The sequence below is a fragment of the Acinetobacter sp. ABJ_C1_1 genome, from assembly GCF_044684115.1.
Classification (GTDB): domain Bacteria; phylum Pseudomonadota; class Gammaproteobacteria; order Pseudomonadales; family Moraxellaceae; genus Acinetobacter; species Acinetobacter nosocomialis_A.
In genome coordinates, this window is sequence record NZ_JBITPU010000002.1 from 114,919 (window position 1) to 133,285 (window position 18,367).

Genomic DNA, 18,367 nt, shown 5'->3' on the forward strand with positions numbered 1-18,367 from the left:
TTAACCCTCTACTTCCGTTTGCAAAGCAAATAATAGTCGTCCTGAAGCTAGAATCTGTTCTGAATCACGTAATTCAAAACTCACCTTATGCTCTTTTCGAGAAAGCTTGAGTTGCACAACAGCATAAGGACAAATGAGATTTTGGAATTTTAACTGCTCATACCCTTTGCACCAATTTAAATCGGACCAAATTGATTTAGCAAAATGTTGTAAAAAACCTATTTGCCCAACCCCTGGATAAATAGGCTGTTTTGGAAAGTGGCCTTTAAAACATGCTAACTCAGGTGGAAACTCAAGACTAAAAATATAGTCATCTGCACTTTGACTCTGTGATAGCACTACAGGTTGCAACATCGGCTTGAATAGCGTTTTCAAATAACTTTTATCGAGTTTAGATTGTGTATTTTGCGGTAACTGACTTAAAAAACGCCATTGACGTGGAATTGCTAAGGTTTCTAAATGATCTTTCAACTGCTGTTTTAAATGGCCAACAAAGACTGCCTTACCCTGCTTTTTCAACTGCTCACGAGCCTGCTCTGTCAGAACAACAATACAACCAAGCATTTGACGATGCTCATGCTCAAACACCAGTACATGGCACTGCTTGACTTCGTCTAAGGCTTGAATACTTTGTTCAATCGCATCTAGACTCAAACGTTTTTCTTCAAGCTTAATAATTCGGTCGGTGCGTCCTAAAAGCTGAAAGCTCTTACACATCTGATCTGCCCATTCGGCACGGTCACCTGTGGTAATCCAGTTATCTTCATAAGCATGATTACTTTTGACCATGAGCTGATGGTCTTCAATACGAATAGCTACATTGGCAAAAGGCGTCCATACGTCATCATCTTTAGCACGATGGGCAATGCCGCCCGTTTCCGAACTTCCTAAAACTTCAATAATTAAGCAATTTACTAAAGGACGAACGCCACTTTCTAGTTTGCCACCAGAACTAAACACCATCTGGCATTGTTCTAAAACCACATCGGTTGTCCAGCGTTTTAATAAAGCTGGGCTTGAAATCAAATAATTACTTAAACTCAGTGTTTTTAATTGCTTTTGAACGTGTATGACATCTTCTGGATAAGCAACTTGCGGTATATAGAAACAACGCCCTGTTGCAAGAGGTAAAAGTAGCTTAAACAGTAATCCATAAATATGCTGGTGACTCACCGTTGCAATAGCTATAGCATCATTTTCAAAAACAAAACTTTGGCTTAAGCCTTGTACCTCATTGAGTAATTGTTTTAGGGTTCTTGGGATTTTTTTAGGCTGCCCTGTTGAACCAGAGGTATAAAAATAGAGTTGTGCCTGCTCTAAAAAGTCATCATCCAACGTTAAAGATAAGGGAGCAACTGATTCAACACTTTGACGTTTTAAAAAATAAATATGCTGCGCTGCAAAGTCCTGTTCTAATTCACGCACTCGATTTGGCGGTAACAGCACCTGCTTTTTAGCCAATAATGCAGCAAACAATAAAACCAAAAATTCGTAGCTATCTGTTTCCCATAAAGCCCAAGTTAAATTTTCTAATTGAGCAATTGCACCGGCTTGTAAGGCCACATCCTGCCAAAAATGATTAAAGCTAGTTGAATGCAGAGCACTATCTAAGCAAAGTGGCTGAACCGAATCGATGAATTTCTGAAAATGACATTGCATAATTTTGAATTAATGATTTGAAGAATGTAAACGCTGATGCCTTTTACGCAAAATAAATTCGCCAAGGAATAACATGCCCATCAGCACATAAGAAATAAAGCCATTATAAATGACCCAAATTTGAGTCGAAGTAAAAAAAACCGTAATGAATGCAATTAATGCATTACATAAAAAGAAAACACACCAGACCTTAGTGACCTGCCTAGTCCAATGAACACCTGATGGTGGTAAATCAGGTTCAATCAACCGAGCAAAACGCTCAATCATAGAAGGAGGTTTTATTAAGGTGAATGCAAAAATACCTAAAGCGCCTAAACTCATCCCAACCGGATACAGCTTTAACCATGCATGATTCTGTAGTAGTAAGCTTAAGCCACCACAAACAATAGCAAGGCTGGTTAAAGGCCATAAAAGCTGATTACCTTTACTAAATAAACGTAAAACACCTAGCCCAATAAGCAATGCACTTACCCAGACAAATTGTCCGTGAGATAAACTCCAGCCCACAATAAAGGGATACAGCACGAAAAGTGCTGTAATTATCCCTTTAATTAACATTTTCATTCAGCAGTCATATTCTGAATAACAGTCACTACATCTAACACAGTTCTTACATTTTTAAAGTCTTCAGGTTTTACTTGTTTACCTGTGAGCTCTTTAATCTTCACTACCAAATCAACTGCATCAATACTGTCTACATCTAGATCTGAATATAAGTTTGAATCTAACTGTACAGACTCAGGTTCGATTTCAAATAAATCTTCCATCCATTCACGGAGCTTTGCCAGTACTTGTTCTTGAGATAACATCATCACACTCCTTATGCTTGCTGCTGCGCTTCGACCAACGCAACCAAACTTTGAACTGATTTAAAGTGCTGTTTGGTCTCATCCGATTCTGCACTTAAATGGATGTTGTAACGTTTTTTCAAAGCAAGTCCTAACTCAAGGGCATCAATCGAGTCTAATCCTAAACCTTCTCCAAATAATGGAGCTTCTGTATCAATATCGGCAATAGTAATATCTTCTAGTGCTAAAACATCAATAATCATTTGCTTTAGTTCATCAGCAAGATTGCTCATTTCAAGATAACTCTTCATCAAAAATTTTGTAAAAACTACGACTTAACTCACGAACTTGTTTAGGTCCTACCGTTAAATCTTCTAATAGATCTTTTACATACACTGCATCTAGTACCTTCACTTCTATATGAAATGGCCGAGATGGTACGTGATACCATTTTTCATTTTTGGTTAATGTAGATGGAGCACATGTAATCACTACTGGGCGAATTGGCACATTTGCACGAATGGCAATATTTGCGGCCCCTCGCTGAAACTCATTGAGGATCATTCCTTTTTCAGTCCGAGTACCTTCCGGAAAGATCAAAAGAGAAGCGGCATTATCCTCTTTTAGCCGAGAAACACAATCCTCGACAAACTGTTTAGAGCCTGCATTTAAAATATAACCTGCACTTTGTACTGGTCCTTTGGTAAATGGATTGCTCCAAAGGGATTCCTTCACCACACAATTAGCTTGCTGCATCATACCAATTAGTACTACAACATCAATCAAAGTCGGATGGTTGGCAATCACAAGTTCTTGGCGACTATTTTCTAATTTTTCTAGACCTTCTACCGAATAAGTCATAATGCCAAGCTTAACCATCATTTCAGTAAAGCCTTTAAAGCTATGCTTAATTATACTTTGGGCATATTGTTGGCGTTTTTCCGGATCTGATGTGGTCACTTTCAATGCAGGTGCAATGACTGCCGCAATTGCCATACCCCCTATACCAAAACTCGCAAAGCTAAAACCTGTAGCAGCTACCCGCCAACAATAATTACTTTTTTGCTTTAACTTTTTAAGGTTTAGCATTTTTTCCACCCATATTCAGACATAGAAAGATCAGCACTTTGCCAAAAACGAGAAAATGTCAGACCATCTAATTCATCTGTAGGTGACCATTCAGTAAACTGTAAATTAGGCTGATCCAAACTTACTAAGGCAGCCATTGCATAGGCAGGAAAATCAATAGTCTCGCTATAAATGTTTGGTAAGGGTTCATCGTAGGCAACGACTAAAACTCGCTGAATACGTGGTAAAGCTTTTAATGCAGCGTAAGCTTCTATTAATCCTTCTGTCCATGAACAACTTAGACTGGTAGATGGAGTGTCATCCTGACATAAAATAGAATACAAACCAGAAATAGCATTGTGAACTGAGGTAGAGAACTGCGTAGGTGATGGTGTTTGGCCTTGCAGAACATCTTGTAATATTCCTAATGTTTTAGCTTCATCACCATAACGTGATACCCAAACAATATAATCAACACGCTGTCCATCTAAAGTACTAATTGCACTATTGAGCGCTAATTTAGCCAAGGGTGACAGACGCCTTCTTTGCATGGCGGGAATACACTCAAGTGCCGCGTAGGAAGGTTGGGCATGTGTAAGCGTTAACTGGGCAAGATGTAATGTTACCATGCTAAAAAAGAACCTTAAGCAGCATTATTCTTTCGGAATATAGATTATTTTATAAAAAAATGGATTATAGCATTCGTTATGAAATTTACAAAAAATTACGTTTATCAATCACACTTTTTCATAAATCTTTGTTCTATCTTAATTCTTTGTAAAAAAAGCCCAAAGAAGACTTTGGGCTTTTTTACATGAATACAGATTAACGATTAAATTTCTTTTCCGCTTTTTTGAATTTCTGAATATAACGACGGCGGCGCGCAGCTGTACGTTCATCAACTTGACTCTTACGACCTTCAAACGGGTTTTCAGAAGTTTTAAAGTCAATACGAACTGGCGTACCTTCAAGTTTATACACTTTACGGAACACGTTCTCTAAGTAACGGCGGTAGTCCGCAGGTGTCTTATCAACCTTGTTACCGTGAATCACAATAGTCGGTGGGTTCTGTCCGCCCATATGCGCATAACGCATTTTAATACGGCGACCACTAATCATTGGTGGTTGATGAGCTTCTGTCGCATCACTCAAAATTTGAGTTAATTTCGCTGGTGAAACTTTTAAGTTTGCAGACTCATAAGCACGGTGGATAGAAGGATATAAATCACCTACCCCTGTTCCATGCAGTGCAGAAATTAAATGAATTTTCGCCCAAGGAATGAAGTCAAAACGACGTTCAACGTCAAGCTTACATTGTTTACGGTCGTACTCGCTCATGTTATCCCATTTGTTAATGGCGATTACCATGGCACGACCAGCTTCAAGTGCATAGCCAATTAAATGTAAGTCTTGCTCAACAATACCTTCACGCGCATCGACCACAACAACCACAACGTGTGCATCTTTCATTGCTTGTAAAGTTTTCACAATTGAGAATTTCTCAATCATTTCATCAACTTTACCTTTACGACGCACACCCGCTGTATCAATTAAGGTGTATTTACGGCCTTCACGCTCAAACGGAATATAAATAGAGTCACGAGTTGTACCTGGTTGGTCAAATGCCACTACACGGTCTTCACCAAGTAAGCGGTTTACTAGCGTTGATTTACCTACGTTCGGACGGCCAATAATGGCTAAACGCAAGCCAATATCTTTGTCATGCTCTTCCGGATTTTCATCTTCTGGAACTTCCGCAAGTACATCTTCAAGCATTTGCTGTACGCCGCGACCATGGCTCGCTGCAACCTGTAAGGGTTCGCCCATACCAAGTTTATAAAACTCAACTAAAGCAGCTTCAGCATGTACGCCATCTACCTTGTTCGCAACAAGATAAATTTTCTTGCCTAAAGTGCGGAGTTCACGAGCAATTTGCTCATCAGAAGCTAACAAACCGGCACGTGCATCAACTACAAAAATAATAATATCTGCTTCGTTGATGGCTGTTTTTGACTGCTCGGCCATGTAGTTATCGATACCGCCTTCACTTTCACCGATACCGCCAGTATCAACAACAATGAAAGACTTATTTTGATAAGTCGCATCACCATATTTACGGTCACGAGTCAGACCCGCGAAGTCGGCTACAAGTGCATCACGACTCTTGGTAATCTGGTTAAATAACGTTGATTTTCCGACATTCGGACGACCAATGAGCGCAATAACGGGTTTCATACAATAACCTTAATTCAAGACCAGCCATATCTCATGGCATGAGCATTAGAAACAGTACAGGAGATATATTTTAAGGTCAGATATGACCATAATAAAAGACGGGGCTTTGAACTGATTTAATTCAAACACCCCGATATTTTTTAACAGCGTAATTTGTTAAGCGGCTATTTTAGCACAAGCGAACAAAATTAACGATTCTGCCAAATACTTAAATCGCCTTTTCGGGTCGAAACGTAGAGCTGATTCTCAATAACACGTAATGTATTGACCTCACCACTTGTTTTAGAACGACCTACCAATTTACCTGTTGCTGGGTCGATCAGGTGTAAAACACCATCTAAATCGCCAACAATAAGGTCCGATCCCAACACAACAGGGTTACTTAAATGACGATTTAAGAGACTTTCATTTTCCCAAAGCTTTTCGCCTGTAGATAAATCATAAGCAGTCAACTTACCATCAGTTGATGAAACAAATACTTTATTGTCATAAACTTCTGGACGCTTGGTGCTGCTTGAATCTTCACTCCAAACTACGCGTTGAGAAGCCAAATCAGTCACTGTGACTTGACCTTGGAAGCTGGTTGTAACCATTAGCTGGCCTGCAACAACCGGGTCACCATCAATATCGATTAGACGTTGAATATCAGAACGACCTTCACTTACCGCAACACGACGTTGGAAACGTGGAATACCACTAATCGTATCAATTGCATACACATACGCATTTGCAGAAGCAATTAAAACAGTACGTGGATCAAGACTGACTGGTGATGGTTGACCGCGCAAACTGAACTGAACGTTTGGCAATTTGTATGCCCAAACTTGTTGTCCTGATGATGCATCATGTGCAAATACAGTACCGTCGTTTGCAATTGTAATCACACGTCCAGATTGAACTAAAGAAGGACTTAATAATGCACCAGATAATTGTGCAGTCCATTTTTGTTCACCTGTAGCTTGATCTAAAGCAAATAACTGACCTTTGCTGTTACCCACAACAACAATACCTTCAGCAGCTTCAACACCAGAGCTTAAGCCCAATTTACTTACTTTTTTCTCCCACAGACGTTGTTTACCGCGATATGCAGCTACTTCGCCTTTAGGGTCAAGTGTAAAAACAACACCGTCATTAGCATCAAGTTGTAAACGTAATGGATCTGCCTTATTCGTAGAAGAAACACTGCGCGAAAACACCGGTACTAGAGACTTTTTCGACTCAGTCAATTTCGGTAGTGGATTTGGTTTTGCTTCTTTTACTTTGTTGCTAGAACATCCCACCAGTACAGCTGATGCGATTGCAATTGCCAAAGGCAGTTTGAATTTCTGATTCATTAAGACTCTTCCACCTGTGTTTCCAAAATTGGGCGCTCAATCTGTGGATCTTCAACTAAAACGCCAACACTTTCGAGTTTAATTTGTAAAATTTGTCGCTCTTGTTTACGTTCCAGTAACGAATCCCATGCAGCTTGATACGCTTTTTTAGCAGAATTAATATCTTTCTTCGCAACAAAGATATCACCACGTAACTCTTCTACTGTTGCTTTAAATGCCGGATCGACATTACCAGATAAGGTTTTTAGAGCTTCATCATATTTGTTTTGCGCTAATTGTGCATCTGCTAAACGCAATTTTACAACCTGAATCAGTCCTTCATCTTTTACTTTTGAGTTTTCAACTTTTTTCAAAGCTTTTTCAGCAGCAGCATAATCTTGTTTTTCATATGCAAGCTTTGCCAATACAAATTGAGTTTGTATCGCCTGAACTGAATCAATATCATCTTTTACAAGTTTATCTGCTGAAGCTGTGATTGAAGCTAAAGCATTTGGATTATCGGCTGTTGCATTTGCCTCATCCATCAACTGCTGTACTTTTGCAGTTTCTGTCTGACTCGTTGCAATATTTCTTTTTTGCCAATATTCCCACCCGAAAAAGGCAATCAATGCAATGAGAATCCCGCTAATCATGGCAGAACCATATTTTTTGGCGAACGACTTTAAGCTGTCGAATTGTTCTTCATCACTTAAGCTCATGTGATTGTCCTTTTCCAGATGTTTCAGTTTATTTTGTAAATTTTTCAATTAAGAATGGTACGAGTTCAGCCAATGCAACTTGAGACTGCTCAGCTGTTGCTAACTCTTTGATAGCAAGCTGCTGTGCTTCCCATTCACGTTCACCCAAAATCATGGCGTAAACGGCCCCAGCCTGATCAGCTTTTTTCATCTGACTCTTCATGCTGCCCTGTGAACCCGTTTTAATGCGAACATTGCTATTAGCAGCTTCTAACTCATCACGTAATTGCTCTGCCAAAACCAATGCTTTAGCTTGATAAGCAGGCTCTGCAACCAAGAAAACTTCACAATCGCGTACAATTTCAGCTTGTTCAACTTGCTCAAGTAGAAGCAATAAACGCTCCATCCCCATTGCAAAACCAACAGCAGGTACAGACTGATCAGCCTTACCTTTTAATTGGCCAACTAGACCATCATAGCGTCCGCCTGCACATACTGTACCTTGCGAACCTAGTGCTGTCGTTGTCCACTCAAAAACAGTTTTATTGTAGTAATCTAGACCACGTACCAATTTTTGGTTAATTACAAATTTAACGCCTGCAGCAGTCAAATAGTCTTGTAATTGTTGGAAGTGGCTTAGGCTGTCTTCTTTTAAGAAGTCATGTAATTTCGGCGCATTTTCCAAAATTTTCTGGGTCGATTCAATTTTAGAATCTAAAATACGTAATGGATTTGTCGTTAAACGACGCTGTGAATCTTCATCCAAAGCATCTTTATGTTCATTTAAGAACGCAACTAAAGCATTACGGTATTCTGTACGCTCATCTGTTTCACCTAAAGTATTCAACTCAAGCTGAACCATATGATCAACGCCCATACGTTTCCACAAACGAGCTGTCAAAAGAATCAATTCTGCATCGATATCAGGAGTCGCTACACCAAAAGTTTCTACACCGAACTGATGGAACTGGCGATAACGGCCCTTTTGTGGTTTTTCATAACGGAACATAGGTCCCATATACCACACACGCGGCGTAGCGCCACGCAATAAGTTATGTTCAACCAACGCACGTACACAACCCGCAGTCCCTTCTGGACGCAAAGTTAATGATTCAGGTGGGTTTCCTTTATCGAAGAATGTATACATTTCTTTTTCAACGATATCGGTTGCATCACCAATAGCACGTTTAAACAGTCCCGTTTGTTCAACGATCGGCAAACGAATTTGTTGGTAACCATAAGCATCCATTAACGATGCTAAATGCTGCTCGAGACGTCTCCACGCTGCTGTTTGCGTTGGTAAAACGTCATTAAAACCTTTGATTGCGACAATTGAACTCATGATGAACTACGAATAATTTCTTTAGATTTAGCTTCTTCAAGCTCTTGAACACGTTGACGAACCATAGTTTCGATTTCATCAACCAATTGATTGGTATCAATTAAATGGCTTTTCTCACCATTGCGATAAACCAATGAACGAGGCGCTGCCCCAACAACCCCGATATCTGCTTCTTTTGCTTCACCTGGGCCATTTACCTTACAACCAATAACTGAAACGTCCATTGGTGTACGTATATCTTCTAAACGCTCTTCTAAAGCTTGCATCACCTGAATCACGTTAAATTCTTGGCGAGAACAACTTGGGCAAGCAATAAAGTTAATACCGTTAGAGCGTAGACCAAGCGATTTTAAGATATCAAAACCGATCTTGATTTCATCTTCAGGTTCAGCAGCAAGCGAAATACGCATGGTATCGCCAATGCCTTCCATCAATAAACCGCCAAGAGCAATCGCTGATTTCACAGTACCTGTACGGTAAATACCAGCCTCGGTTACACCCAAGTGCAATGGATTATCAATTTGTTGTGAAAGCAAACGATAAGCATCCATGGTTAAAAACACATTTGATGCTTTTACGCTGACTTTAAACTCATGGAAATCTAGACGGTCTAAAATATCAATATGACGTAAAGCCGACTCAAGCAGCGCCTGCCCTGTAGGCTCGCCATATTTTTTCTGTAAATCTTTTTCTAGAGAACCCGCATTCACACCAATACGCATAGAAATGCCATGATGACGTGCAGCAGCAACAACTTCACGAACTTTCTGGTCTGAACCGATATTACCTGGGTTAATACGCAAACAGTCTGCACCATAGTCTGCAACTGCTAAAGCAATTCTATGGTCAAAGTGAATATCAGCCACTAGTGGAACTGAAACACGTTTACGGATCGCACCAAAAGCTTCAGCTGCTTCCATAGAAGGAACTGAAACTCGCATAATATCTGCACCTGCATCAACACAACGTTCAATCTGAGCAACTGTTGCATCGACATCGCAAGTTTCGGTATTTGTCATACTTTGCACGCTGATAGGTGCATCGCCGCCGACATAGACCGAACCAACACGAATTTTACGTGTTGGTCGACGTTTAATTGGGTTCTCTATCATTGTATCGCTCAACTCATGGTATTAGCGGGATAAACGGAATTCAGCTTTACCGTTTACCGTATATGGAGACAATGAAATCTGTTCTTGGTTTAAGCTTAATGACACAGCTGTTGCGTCATCAAGACGAATCTGGAATGGAGACTCACCATTTAAGGTTAAAGTCGATGCCTGACGACCCGTAGCTAAAACCTTCCCTGTTGCATCTACAATATGAACAGAAGTTGGACGGTTAAAGTTTAACACCAATTGATCACCCGCTGTTGCAGAGGCATTTCCTTTCATAGGTAAAACTTCAACATCAGACTGATTTGCTTTTGGCGCCTCAGCTTCTTCTTTGTTTGAAGTCCATTTTTGGACACCCATCACAATCAATGACACGACAGCAATAATCAAAATCGCAAGCAATGCACGCTTTAACCACTTCTTGTTACGATCACTATTAGAACCCGGTAATTTACCCATGATTTTAATTGGTGAGTTGTTTAAAGCATGATTTGGCAAAAGGCCTGTATCGTTTGCATAAATCTCATCAAAACGCTGAATAATTGCAGTTGCATCAGCATTTAAATATTTTGCATAAGAACGATAATAACCTTTAATAAAAGTTGCTTCTGGCAAAGATTTATAATCGTCTTGCTCTAACGCACTGAGCGTTTTAAGCGGCATATTTAAATCTGAAGATACTTGCTCTAATTCTTTTTTCTGAGAAACACGAATTTGACGTAAATACTCACCAGGACGTTGAATATTTCCTAAAGCAGAAGTCGGTAAGCTTGAGCCAGTTGGCTGCTGTGAATTAGGATTTATTTCCATACGGCCTCAGTACTATACTGTAATTGCAAATAACGTTGATATTCTGGACTTTCCGGGAATAAAGCACGTAACTGGTTTACTAAAACTTGCATTCCCATTTTATCCGCATTGGCTCGAGCCACTCTTAAACCAATCCAAAGTGCGCGAGCACCCTGATTTTTCTGCCCCACTGTACGAACATATTGTTCATACATTTGTGTAGCAGCCGGAATCTGCTGCTGCAAATAAAAAATTTCTGCTAACTCTAACATTGAAATGTAAGAGTCGCGGTTAGCAAGGAGTGCTTGTTTGAATGTTTTTTCAGCACTCGCAATATCACCCAATTTTAAATAAATCCGCCCAAGATTTTCTAAGGCTTGATAGCGTTGATCATACCCTAATGTTGCACCAGCAATACGGAATTGCTCGACGGCATCATTATAACGCTCCATTTGGTACAAGTACGTACCATAATTATTACGTGCCTGAGCATTATCTGGCTCAGAAGAAATTGCACGTTTAAAATAATGTTCTGCTTTTCCTAAATTGGGTTTACTGCCTTCTTGTTGCAATAAAATACCCATCATCATATTTGCCGTTGCATCACGACTATCGACACTTAAGGCTTGATCAAGGGAACGCTTTGCAGAATCCAAGTCACCAGAACGAATGTATTCTGCAGCAAGCTGCGTACGCACCTTCACTGCTTTTTCCGGGTCCTTTTTTAGTGTTGGCGAAGTCTGACAACCACTTGCCAGAAATGCAACTGCAACCCCCATACATAACATGATCTTTAACTTCGGAGTACTCAAAGTCTTCCCTCAACTTTATCCTTGTGTACGTAAAATCTCTTGACGCTGTGTAACTTTTTTCTGCCATTGTTCAGCACGGCGGGTTCTATCAGCTACTTGGCCCACTAACTGTCCACATGCAGCGTCAATATCATCACCACGTGTTTGACGAATCGTACACACAAATCCGGCATCAGACAAAGTTTTTTGGAACGAGATAATGCGATTTCGACTTGAGCGACCATATGGCGCGTGCGGGAACGGATTAAACGGAATCAAGTTAATTTTACTTGGTAAATTTTTTAATAATTTAATCATTTGCTGTGCATGTTCAGGTTGGTCATTCACACCTTCCAACATGACATATTCGATAGTCACATGTTTACGCGCACTTTCATTACCATCTTTGGCAATATAACGCTGACATGCTGCAATCAATTGAGCCAATGGATATTTTTTATTAATAGGCACTAATTCATTACGTAGTTCATCGTTTGGCGCATGTAAAGAAATTGCCAAAGCGACATCAATATCTTTCGCAAGTTGGTCAATTTTTGGTACAACACCTGACGTTGATAAAGTCACACGACGTTTTGACATACCATAAGCAAAGTCATCAAGCATAATGTGCATTGAGCTTAATACGGCGTCATAGTTGAGCAATGGCTCACCCATACCCATCATCACGACATTGGTCACTGAACGCTCACGTTCAGCAACAGGCACTTCTTCCATATAAGAATAGTTTGCCATCCAAAGTTGCCCAATAATTTCATCTGGCGTTAAATCACGCTGGAAACCTTGCTTACCTGTTGAACAAAATGAGCAGTCCAATGCGCAGCCCACTTGAGAGGAAATACAAAGCGTCTTACGTAGTCCAGTTTTATCTTCGGCAGGAATTAATACAGTTTCAACTAACGAACCTGCACCCTCACCTACACGGAACACCCATTTACGTGTGCCATCTTTTGAATAATGACGGTGAACAACCTCAGGAGCTTTAATCTCACAAATTTGTTCAAGTTTTGCACGCAACTTGCCTGAAATATTCGTCATTTCAGCAAAATCAGTAACAAAGTACTGATGAATCCATTTCATGACCTGTCCGGCACGAAACTTTTTCTCACCAATATCTTCAAAGAATTTTTCTAATTGCGCGCGTGACATGCCGAGTAAATTCACTTTTTCGGCAGCAGGCGATGCTGGCGTGGACGAAGATTGCTGCTGTCCATCAAGATTTTCAGATGAAACGACCACTGCAGAACTCATGTGTATTTACCTAAACCATGTCAAAAACAGAAGATATTGTTCAAGAATCAGACAATATGCTCTTGAGAGAATAAAAAAACCAGATAAGTAGTATACCACTTATCTGGTTTGAATGCTTTCGATTAACGAGTGCGTGGGCAGATCTCGTTGTCAGCAAAGAAGTAAGCAATTTCACGCTCTGCAGAAGCAACTGAGTCAGAACCGTGAGCAGCGTTTTCGTCGATGCTTACAGCGAAATCAGCACGGATAGTACCAGGAGCCGCTTCTTTAGGGTTTGTAGCACCTAAAATTTCACGGTGAGCAAGAACTGCGTTTTCGCCTTCAAGAACAGATACTACAACTGGACCAGAAGTCATGAATGCAACTAAGTCACCAAAGAAACCGCGTTCTTTGTGCTCTGCATAGAAACCTTCAGCATCAGCTTGAGAAAGGTGTTTCATTTTAGTCGCAACAATTTTTAAACCCGCTTTTTCGAAACGAGCAAAAATTTCACCGATGTGGTTTTTAGACACAGCATCAGGCTTTACGATAGACAAAGTACGTTCAATAGCCATGAGTGGCTCCTTTATTTTAAGATTTAAACTTTAAAAAATTTGCAGCATTATACCGATGTCATAGGCAATAATCAGCTTTGAATGTGTAAAAGTTGCGATTTTTTCTACTGTTTTTAGCGAACTTCGTCTATCCAGGCCATTTGGATACCTTCTAGCAATCCTTCGGTTGATTTATTTGGGTCATCACTGAAGTCTGGTAATGCACATACCCATGCATGTAAATCGGTAAAACGGATCCATTGCGGATCAACTTCTGGATGTGCTTCTGACAATTCAATGGCAATATCAATCGTATCTGTCCAACGTAAGCCCATAGCGGCTCCTATCTGTTTAATCTGCTAAATCACGAACTGTGTACTTTAGCAAATCCACAAACCTAATCGATAGCTTAAGCTGATAAAAATTACTGTTCGTTATAAAGCAATGCCCAATAATGGCGCGACAAAAATAATCAGACTTGCTACTGCCGCACCAATAAGCGCACCCACAATCACATCACTTGGGTAGTGAAGCCCCAGTACCATACGAGACAACGCAACCAGCACCATGAAAGGTAACATAGCGGCTAATAACACAGGTTGGATATACCCCAACACAATTGTCACCATCACTGCGTGTAACGTATGACCAGATGGAAAACTAAAGTGATCGAGTGGTCTTTCACCAAGCACAATTACTTGATGGACTTGGTATGGGCGTGGACGCGTCGTTTTATGTTTTAAAAATTTATAAATTGCCGTTCCTATTGAGCCGCCAATTAACAAATAGATAATTTGCAAACTGTAGGTAATGCCATGCATTCCCCATACAATTGCCAGCATGAGGTACCAAAATGGCCCATCGCCCGCACGGCTAATAATTTTGAAGAATAAAGCCACACGTTGTGAGTGAGAAAAATGATTGAGATATAAACAGCCTCTCAAATCAAGATCGAGTATTTTTATTTTTGCATTCTTTAATTTCATGGTCGTTCTCCTATTTTAGGATACTTAGGTGAAGTCCACCGAGGATTCCTTCACCACCTGATAAAATGCCTGTTCTAATTGTTGTACCGGAAGTTGCCAACCGCTTTGCTGTACTTTATGACAGGCTTGTATGCCCATTTCTCTAAGTTGTTGTACTGAAGGGAGTTGATAAATTTGTTGTATAAAATGGTTTTTCTGCCCAAGTGGACTTAACCAACCACTTACGTTATGGACTAAATATTGATGTGCACATGCATAATCATACGCGATAACCGGCAAACCGCTCGCCATTGCCTCTAAAACTACGTTACCAAACGTTTCAACTTGACTCGCAAATACAAATACATCTGCGCTTGCATAGGCAGCCGCCAAATCTTGTCCACGCAAACTACCGGTAAAAATGACGTTTCTCGCTTCAGGTAATGCTTTTAATCGAGCAAGATCCGGGCCATCTCCCACCACAACCAGTTTAGTTTTATGTTGCTGCATGTTTTGCATGGCTGCATAACTTTCAACAATCAATTGCACTTCTTTTTCTGGTGATAAACGCCCTACATACAGCATGACACGAGTATCGGCATCGACACCCCATTGCTGGCGTAGGCTTTCTGAGCGATGCTTTGGCGAAAAGCGCGTAGTATCGACACCTCGTCCAACCACAATAAGTGGACAGGTAATACCAAAACCACGTAAAGCTTCTTCTGTATCTTTACTCGGAACACAGGTCACTTGCGTGTTGTTATGAAACCAGCAAAGATATTTTTGAATTGGCTTAACTAAAAAAGCCAAATCAAAGAATCGACTAAAATCTTGAAATGGTGAATGAAAGCCACTAGAAACAGGAATGTCTTTTGCTTTTGCAGCTTGCATAGCAGTTAAGCCCAGCGGCCCTTCCGTCACAATGTGCACAACATCTGGCATAAATTTTTCAAAAGCTTTTGAAACTTTTAAATATTGAGGCCAGCCAAATTGCAGCGTTGGATATTTCGGAATCGCTTGTGACATGACCAGACATTCTTGCTCTGGCAAAAAATCATGACACTTGGCTTTTTGTTCAGGTCGAACCAGTAGAATTTTATGCCCTTGTTTTTGCAAACCTTGACATAACTGTAATAGTGAGAGTGCTACGCCATTAATTTCTGGCGGCCATGTCTCTGTCACAATCGCAATTTTTAAACGAGGACGAACCAACCCGTGGAGTTGGTGCAATTCCTGAGTATTAGACAACTGCTGTTTTTGTTTAAAATAGAATTGGAAGCTTTCAGGGAGTTGCTGTTGTTTTAATAGTGCTGTCGCGTATGAGCCTTGCATAGCGCCATCCATCAATGTATTTATTTTCATGCTTAAAGATTAAGCAGCTTTCTTGACACTTTGATGATAAATGCATGACAGTTTACTGACATAAAAAATTAAAAAAGCACGCTGAGAACAGCGTGCTTTTTCGTAAAACAGACAAAAGAACTTAACGGTTTTGCAATTTTGCATAGTCCATAAGTACATTTGCTGCTTCATTCACAAATGTTTCTTCTTCTGGCAACGCAGGACGTTGGTTAGCTTTCATTTTGGCACGAGATTCAGCTAACGCATCTAATGAAGCTTGATAGCTTTCCCAGTTTGCAAAAGGCTTTTGACCTGTTGCTGCACGACGTTCATTTTCAGCATCTAAAGTTTGCTTTTCCAAACTCAAAAGCTCAGCACGGCGCTTATCAATATCAAGCACAACCTGTTTCTGGTCACTCGTAACCTTCGCGATTGCCGTACGTTTATTTAAATATTTAAACTGAGGATCGACAGCAACACGTTGTTCAGAGAATTGAGACAACTTCGCAACATATGGTTGAACAGAACCTTCACGCTTAAATGGTGCGGTAGGAATGGTATCCCACTTTAATGCGTTCTTCGATTTACGCTCACCAAACTCTTCGTTATAGATATCGACAAGCTTAATATCTGGCACTACACCTTTGTTTTGCGTACTACCACCTGTAACACGGTAGAATTTACGCTGAGTTAAGGTCGCTTGGCCGTACGCCAAAGTATCAAGTTGGACCTGAGCTGTACCTTTACCTGTAGTTGTACTACCAATGATAATGCCACGTTCATAGTCTTGAATTGCCGCAGAGTAAATCTCACTTGCTGAAGCAGATGCCAAGTTCACCAATACAGCGAGAGGACCTGTATAGATTTGCTGACCGCCATCGTTGTCTTCAAATACACTGACATTGCCGTTGCCATCACGAATTTGCACAACAGGACCTGACTTAATCACTTGTCCAAGCATACGTGCAACTTCTTCTAATGAACCACCTGGGTCATTACGCAAGTCAATAATGATACCTTCTACTTTCTTCGCTTTTAATGCCTCAAAAGCATTTGCAGTATCTTCAGAAACTGAACGATATTGCTGACCAGCGCGACGTGAACGATAGTCAAAATAGAATGACGGAATTTCAATCACACCTAATACATGCTTTTTACCATCGCGTGTCACTTCAACTGTACGTGAGCGAACACCTGCGTCTTCTTCTTGAATAACGTCACGTACTAAAGTCACATTACGTGCCTGACTCATTGATGCACCAGCACCAAGAAGTTTCAGAGTTACTTTAGTGCCACGTTTACCACGGATAAGCCCAACAATTTCCGAACTTGACCAACCCACCACATCGATCATTTTACCGCCCTCTTGAGCGACTCCAACGATTCGATCTCCCGATTTCACTTGGCCAGACTTACTTGCAGGACCACCTTCTACAATGGTTTCAATCTTGGTGTAATCTTCATTGCCACGCTCTGGACGAATTGATACCCCAATCCCTTCAAGCTGCAAAGTCGTTTGGCGATTCAATTCAATCGCATCAATTGGCGGATAATAGTTACTGTGTGGATCATAAGTCGCTAACATTGCATTTAATGTTTTATCTAAAACATCATCGCTTTTTACACGACTAATTCTTTCAAGCTGACGTGTATAACGCTTAGTCAAAGTTTGAGCTGGCGTTAAATCTTCTGGACCTTTTAAGTCTTGACCATCAGCAAGTGACGGGTTTTCTTTCAGTGCCTTTTGTTTTGCCTGCTCTTCTTCACGGCTAATGGTTAAATTAATTAACTGTGAAACCAGCATTTTACGCCAGTGATTTTGCTGCTCAGCCGTTGTTTTAAAATACGGTGCTTTTTCGCGATCTACTTCTATATAGCTATTTGGTTGCTTTAAGTTCTGTTGTTGTTTCAACTCAGCCAACATGAACTCGTAAAATTGTTTTAAGCGTTCACGATATTGCTGGTGAATTGCAAACGATCCAGTTAAGTTCCCCGCTTTTAATGAAGCACCAAAATTTGAACCATAGAGTTTTTTATAATTTTGAACTTCAGCGTCTAAAAATAATGAATGGTCTGGATCAAGACTGTCTAAATACATATCAAGAATACGGTTAGATGTATTCGCATCCAGACGCATATTTAAATAATGTTGGCGATCAACTAAAGTTGCCAGTTGACGAGCCACCAAGGCCTGCTCTTGCGTTGGCTGGATCGATTGAGAAACAGCAGCTGTATTGGTTGCTGCTCTTGCTTCGTTCATCGTATGAGAGAAGAATAAACCGCCAGTCGCGATTGCTACTGCACAAGCTATAGTTTGAAGTTTCATAAATTCTTAATACTTCCTTGGGTGTTCGTATCTTACACGCTCTGTTTTCGATATGAACTAAGCAGATTCAACATCTTAACCAACTAAATTGTTTATACCGTGTAGTTTTATCATATTCTGTACTGACAAAATGTA

The 18,367-nt window shown here is 40.4% G+C and carries 19 protein-coding genes; all 19 read right to left on the reverse strand.

Annotated elements, in window-relative coordinates; translation table 11 throughout:
• Entirely contained in the window at positions 1–1,659 is a 1,659-nt protein-coding gene (locus ACG59Z_RS04695) for an AMP-binding protein (RefSeq protein ID WP_400198102.1), read from the reverse strand.
• A gap of 9 nt (positions 1,660–1,668) precedes the next feature.
• Positions 1,669–2,223 (reverse strand): septation protein IspZ, encoded by a 555-nt coding sequence (locus ACG59Z_RS04700; protein WP_400198103.1) that lies wholly within the window; start codon positions 2,221–2,223, stop codon positions 1,669–1,671.
• A complete protein-coding gene (locus ACG59Z_RS04705) occupies positions 2,220–2,474 on the reverse strand; it encodes an acyl carrier protein (protein ID WP_170318151.1) in 255 nt (84 codons plus the stop codon). The genes ACG59Z_RS04700 and ACG59Z_RS04705 overlap by 4 nt, the downstream gene beginning before the upstream one ends.
• A gap of 5 nt (positions 2,475–2,479) precedes the next feature.
• Complete coding sequence (locus ACG59Z_RS04710) at positions 2,480–2,740, reverse strand: phosphopantetheine-binding protein (RefSeq protein ID WP_039250423.1); 261 nt, start codon at positions 2,738–2,740, stop codon at positions 2,480–2,482.
• A gap of 1 nt (position 2,741) precedes the next feature.
• Complete coding sequence (locus ACG59Z_RS04715; protein ID WP_077162756.1) at positions 2,742–3,545, reverse strand: 1-acyl-sn-glycerol-3-phosphate acyltransferase; 804 nt, start codon at positions 3,543–3,545, stop codon at positions 2,742–2,744.
• Positions 3,530–4,144: a beta-ketoacyl synthase chain length factor gene (locus tag ACG59Z_RS04720; RefSeq protein WP_114270788.1), complete on the reverse strand. Its 615-nt coding sequence runs from the start codon at positions 4,142–4,144 to the stop codon at positions 3,530–3,532. The genes ACG59Z_RS04715 and ACG59Z_RS04720 overlap by 16 nt, the downstream gene beginning before the upstream one ends.
• 196 nt (positions 4,145–4,340) lie before the next feature.
• Positions 4,341–5,750, reverse strand: a complete 1,410-nt coding sequence (der, locus tag ACG59Z_RS04725) for a ribosome biogenesis GTPase Der (protein WP_400198110.1) — start codon at positions 5,748–5,750, stop codon at positions 4,341–4,343.
• Positions 5,751–5,938: 188 nt separating this feature from the next.
• Positions 5,939–7,084 carry an outer membrane protein assembly factor BamB gene (bamB, locus tag ACG59Z_RS04730; protein WP_343568611.1) on the reverse strand — a complete coding sequence of 382 codons (1,146 nt, stop codon included), beginning with the start codon at positions 7,082–7,084 and terminating at the stop codon, positions 5,939–5,941.
• Positions 7,084–7,782, reverse strand: a complete 699-nt coding sequence (locus tag ACG59Z_RS04735) for a YfgM family protein (protein ID WP_400198112.1) — start codon at positions 7,780–7,782, stop codon at positions 7,084–7,086. The genes bamB and ACG59Z_RS04735 overlap by 1 nt, the downstream gene beginning before the upstream one ends.
• A gap of 28 nt (positions 7,783–7,810) precedes the next feature.
• On the reverse strand, positions 7,811–9,103 hold the full coding sequence (gene hisS, locus ACG59Z_RS04740) for a histidine--tRNA ligase (protein WP_400198114.1): 1,293 nt from the start codon (positions 9,101–9,103) through the stop codon (positions 7,811–7,813).
• Positions 9,100–10,215, reverse strand: a complete 1,116-nt coding sequence (gene ispG / locus ACG59Z_RS04745) for a flavodoxin-dependent (E)-4-hydroxy-3-methylbut-2-enyl-diphosphate synthase (protein ID WP_000572095.1) — start codon at positions 10,213–10,215, stop codon at positions 9,100–9,102. Before ispG ends, hisS begins: the two co-directional genes overlap by 4 nt.
• Before the next feature lie 21 nt (positions 10,216–10,236).
• Complete coding sequence (locus ACG59Z_RS04750) at positions 10,237–11,028, reverse strand: helix-turn-helix domain-containing protein (RefSeq protein ID WP_400198118.1); 792 nt, start codon at positions 11,026–11,028, stop codon at positions 10,237–10,239.
• Positions 11,019–11,819, reverse strand: a complete 801-nt coding sequence (gene pilW, locus ACG59Z_RS04755; RefSeq protein WP_400198119.1) for a type IV pilus biogenesis/stability protein PilW — start codon at positions 11,817–11,819, stop codon at positions 11,019–11,021. The genes ACG59Z_RS04750 and pilW overlap by 10 nt, the downstream gene beginning before the upstream one ends.
• 15 nt (positions 11,820–11,834) lie before the next feature.
• The gene (gene rlmN, locus ACG59Z_RS04760) at positions 11,835–13,067 is read right to left on the reverse strand and encodes a 23S rRNA (adenine(2503)-C(2))-methyltransferase RlmN (protein WP_151682915.1); all 1,233 of its coding nucleotides are present in this window, start codon (positions 13,065–13,067) and stop codon (positions 11,835–11,837) included.
• Between the two features lie 122 nt (positions 13,068–13,189).
• Positions 13,190–13,621, reverse strand: coding sequence for a nucleoside-diphosphate kinase (gene ndk / locus ACG59Z_RS04765; RefSeq protein WP_000963851.1), 432 nt, complete (start codon positions 13,619–13,621; stop codon positions 13,190–13,192).
• A gap of 113 nt (positions 13,622–13,734) precedes the next feature.
• On the reverse strand, positions 13,735–13,935 hold the full coding sequence (gene iscX, locus ACG59Z_RS04770) for a Fe-S cluster assembly protein IscX (RefSeq protein WP_004698764.1): 201 nt from the start codon (positions 13,933–13,935) through the stop codon (positions 13,735–13,737).
• Between the two features lie 99 nt (positions 13,936–14,034).
• Positions 14,035–14,586, reverse strand: a complete 552-nt coding sequence (locus ACG59Z_RS04775) for a phosphatase PAP2 family protein (protein WP_151682917.1) — start codon at positions 14,584–14,586, stop codon at positions 14,035–14,037.
• Positions 14,587–14,610: 24 nt separating this feature from the next.
• On the reverse strand, positions 14,611–15,909 hold the full coding sequence (locus tag ACG59Z_RS04780) for a glycosyltransferase family 4 protein (protein WP_396480565.1): 1,299 nt from the start codon (positions 15,907–15,909) through the stop codon (positions 14,611–14,613).
• Positions 15,910–16,048: 139 nt separating this feature from the next.
• Positions 16,049–18,232 (reverse strand): carboxy terminal-processing peptidase, encoded by a 2,184-nt coding sequence (locus ACG59Z_RS04785; RefSeq protein ID WP_400198124.1) that lies wholly within the window; start codon positions 18,230–18,232, stop codon positions 16,049–16,051.
• Positions 18,233–18,367: the final 135 nt, after the last annotated feature.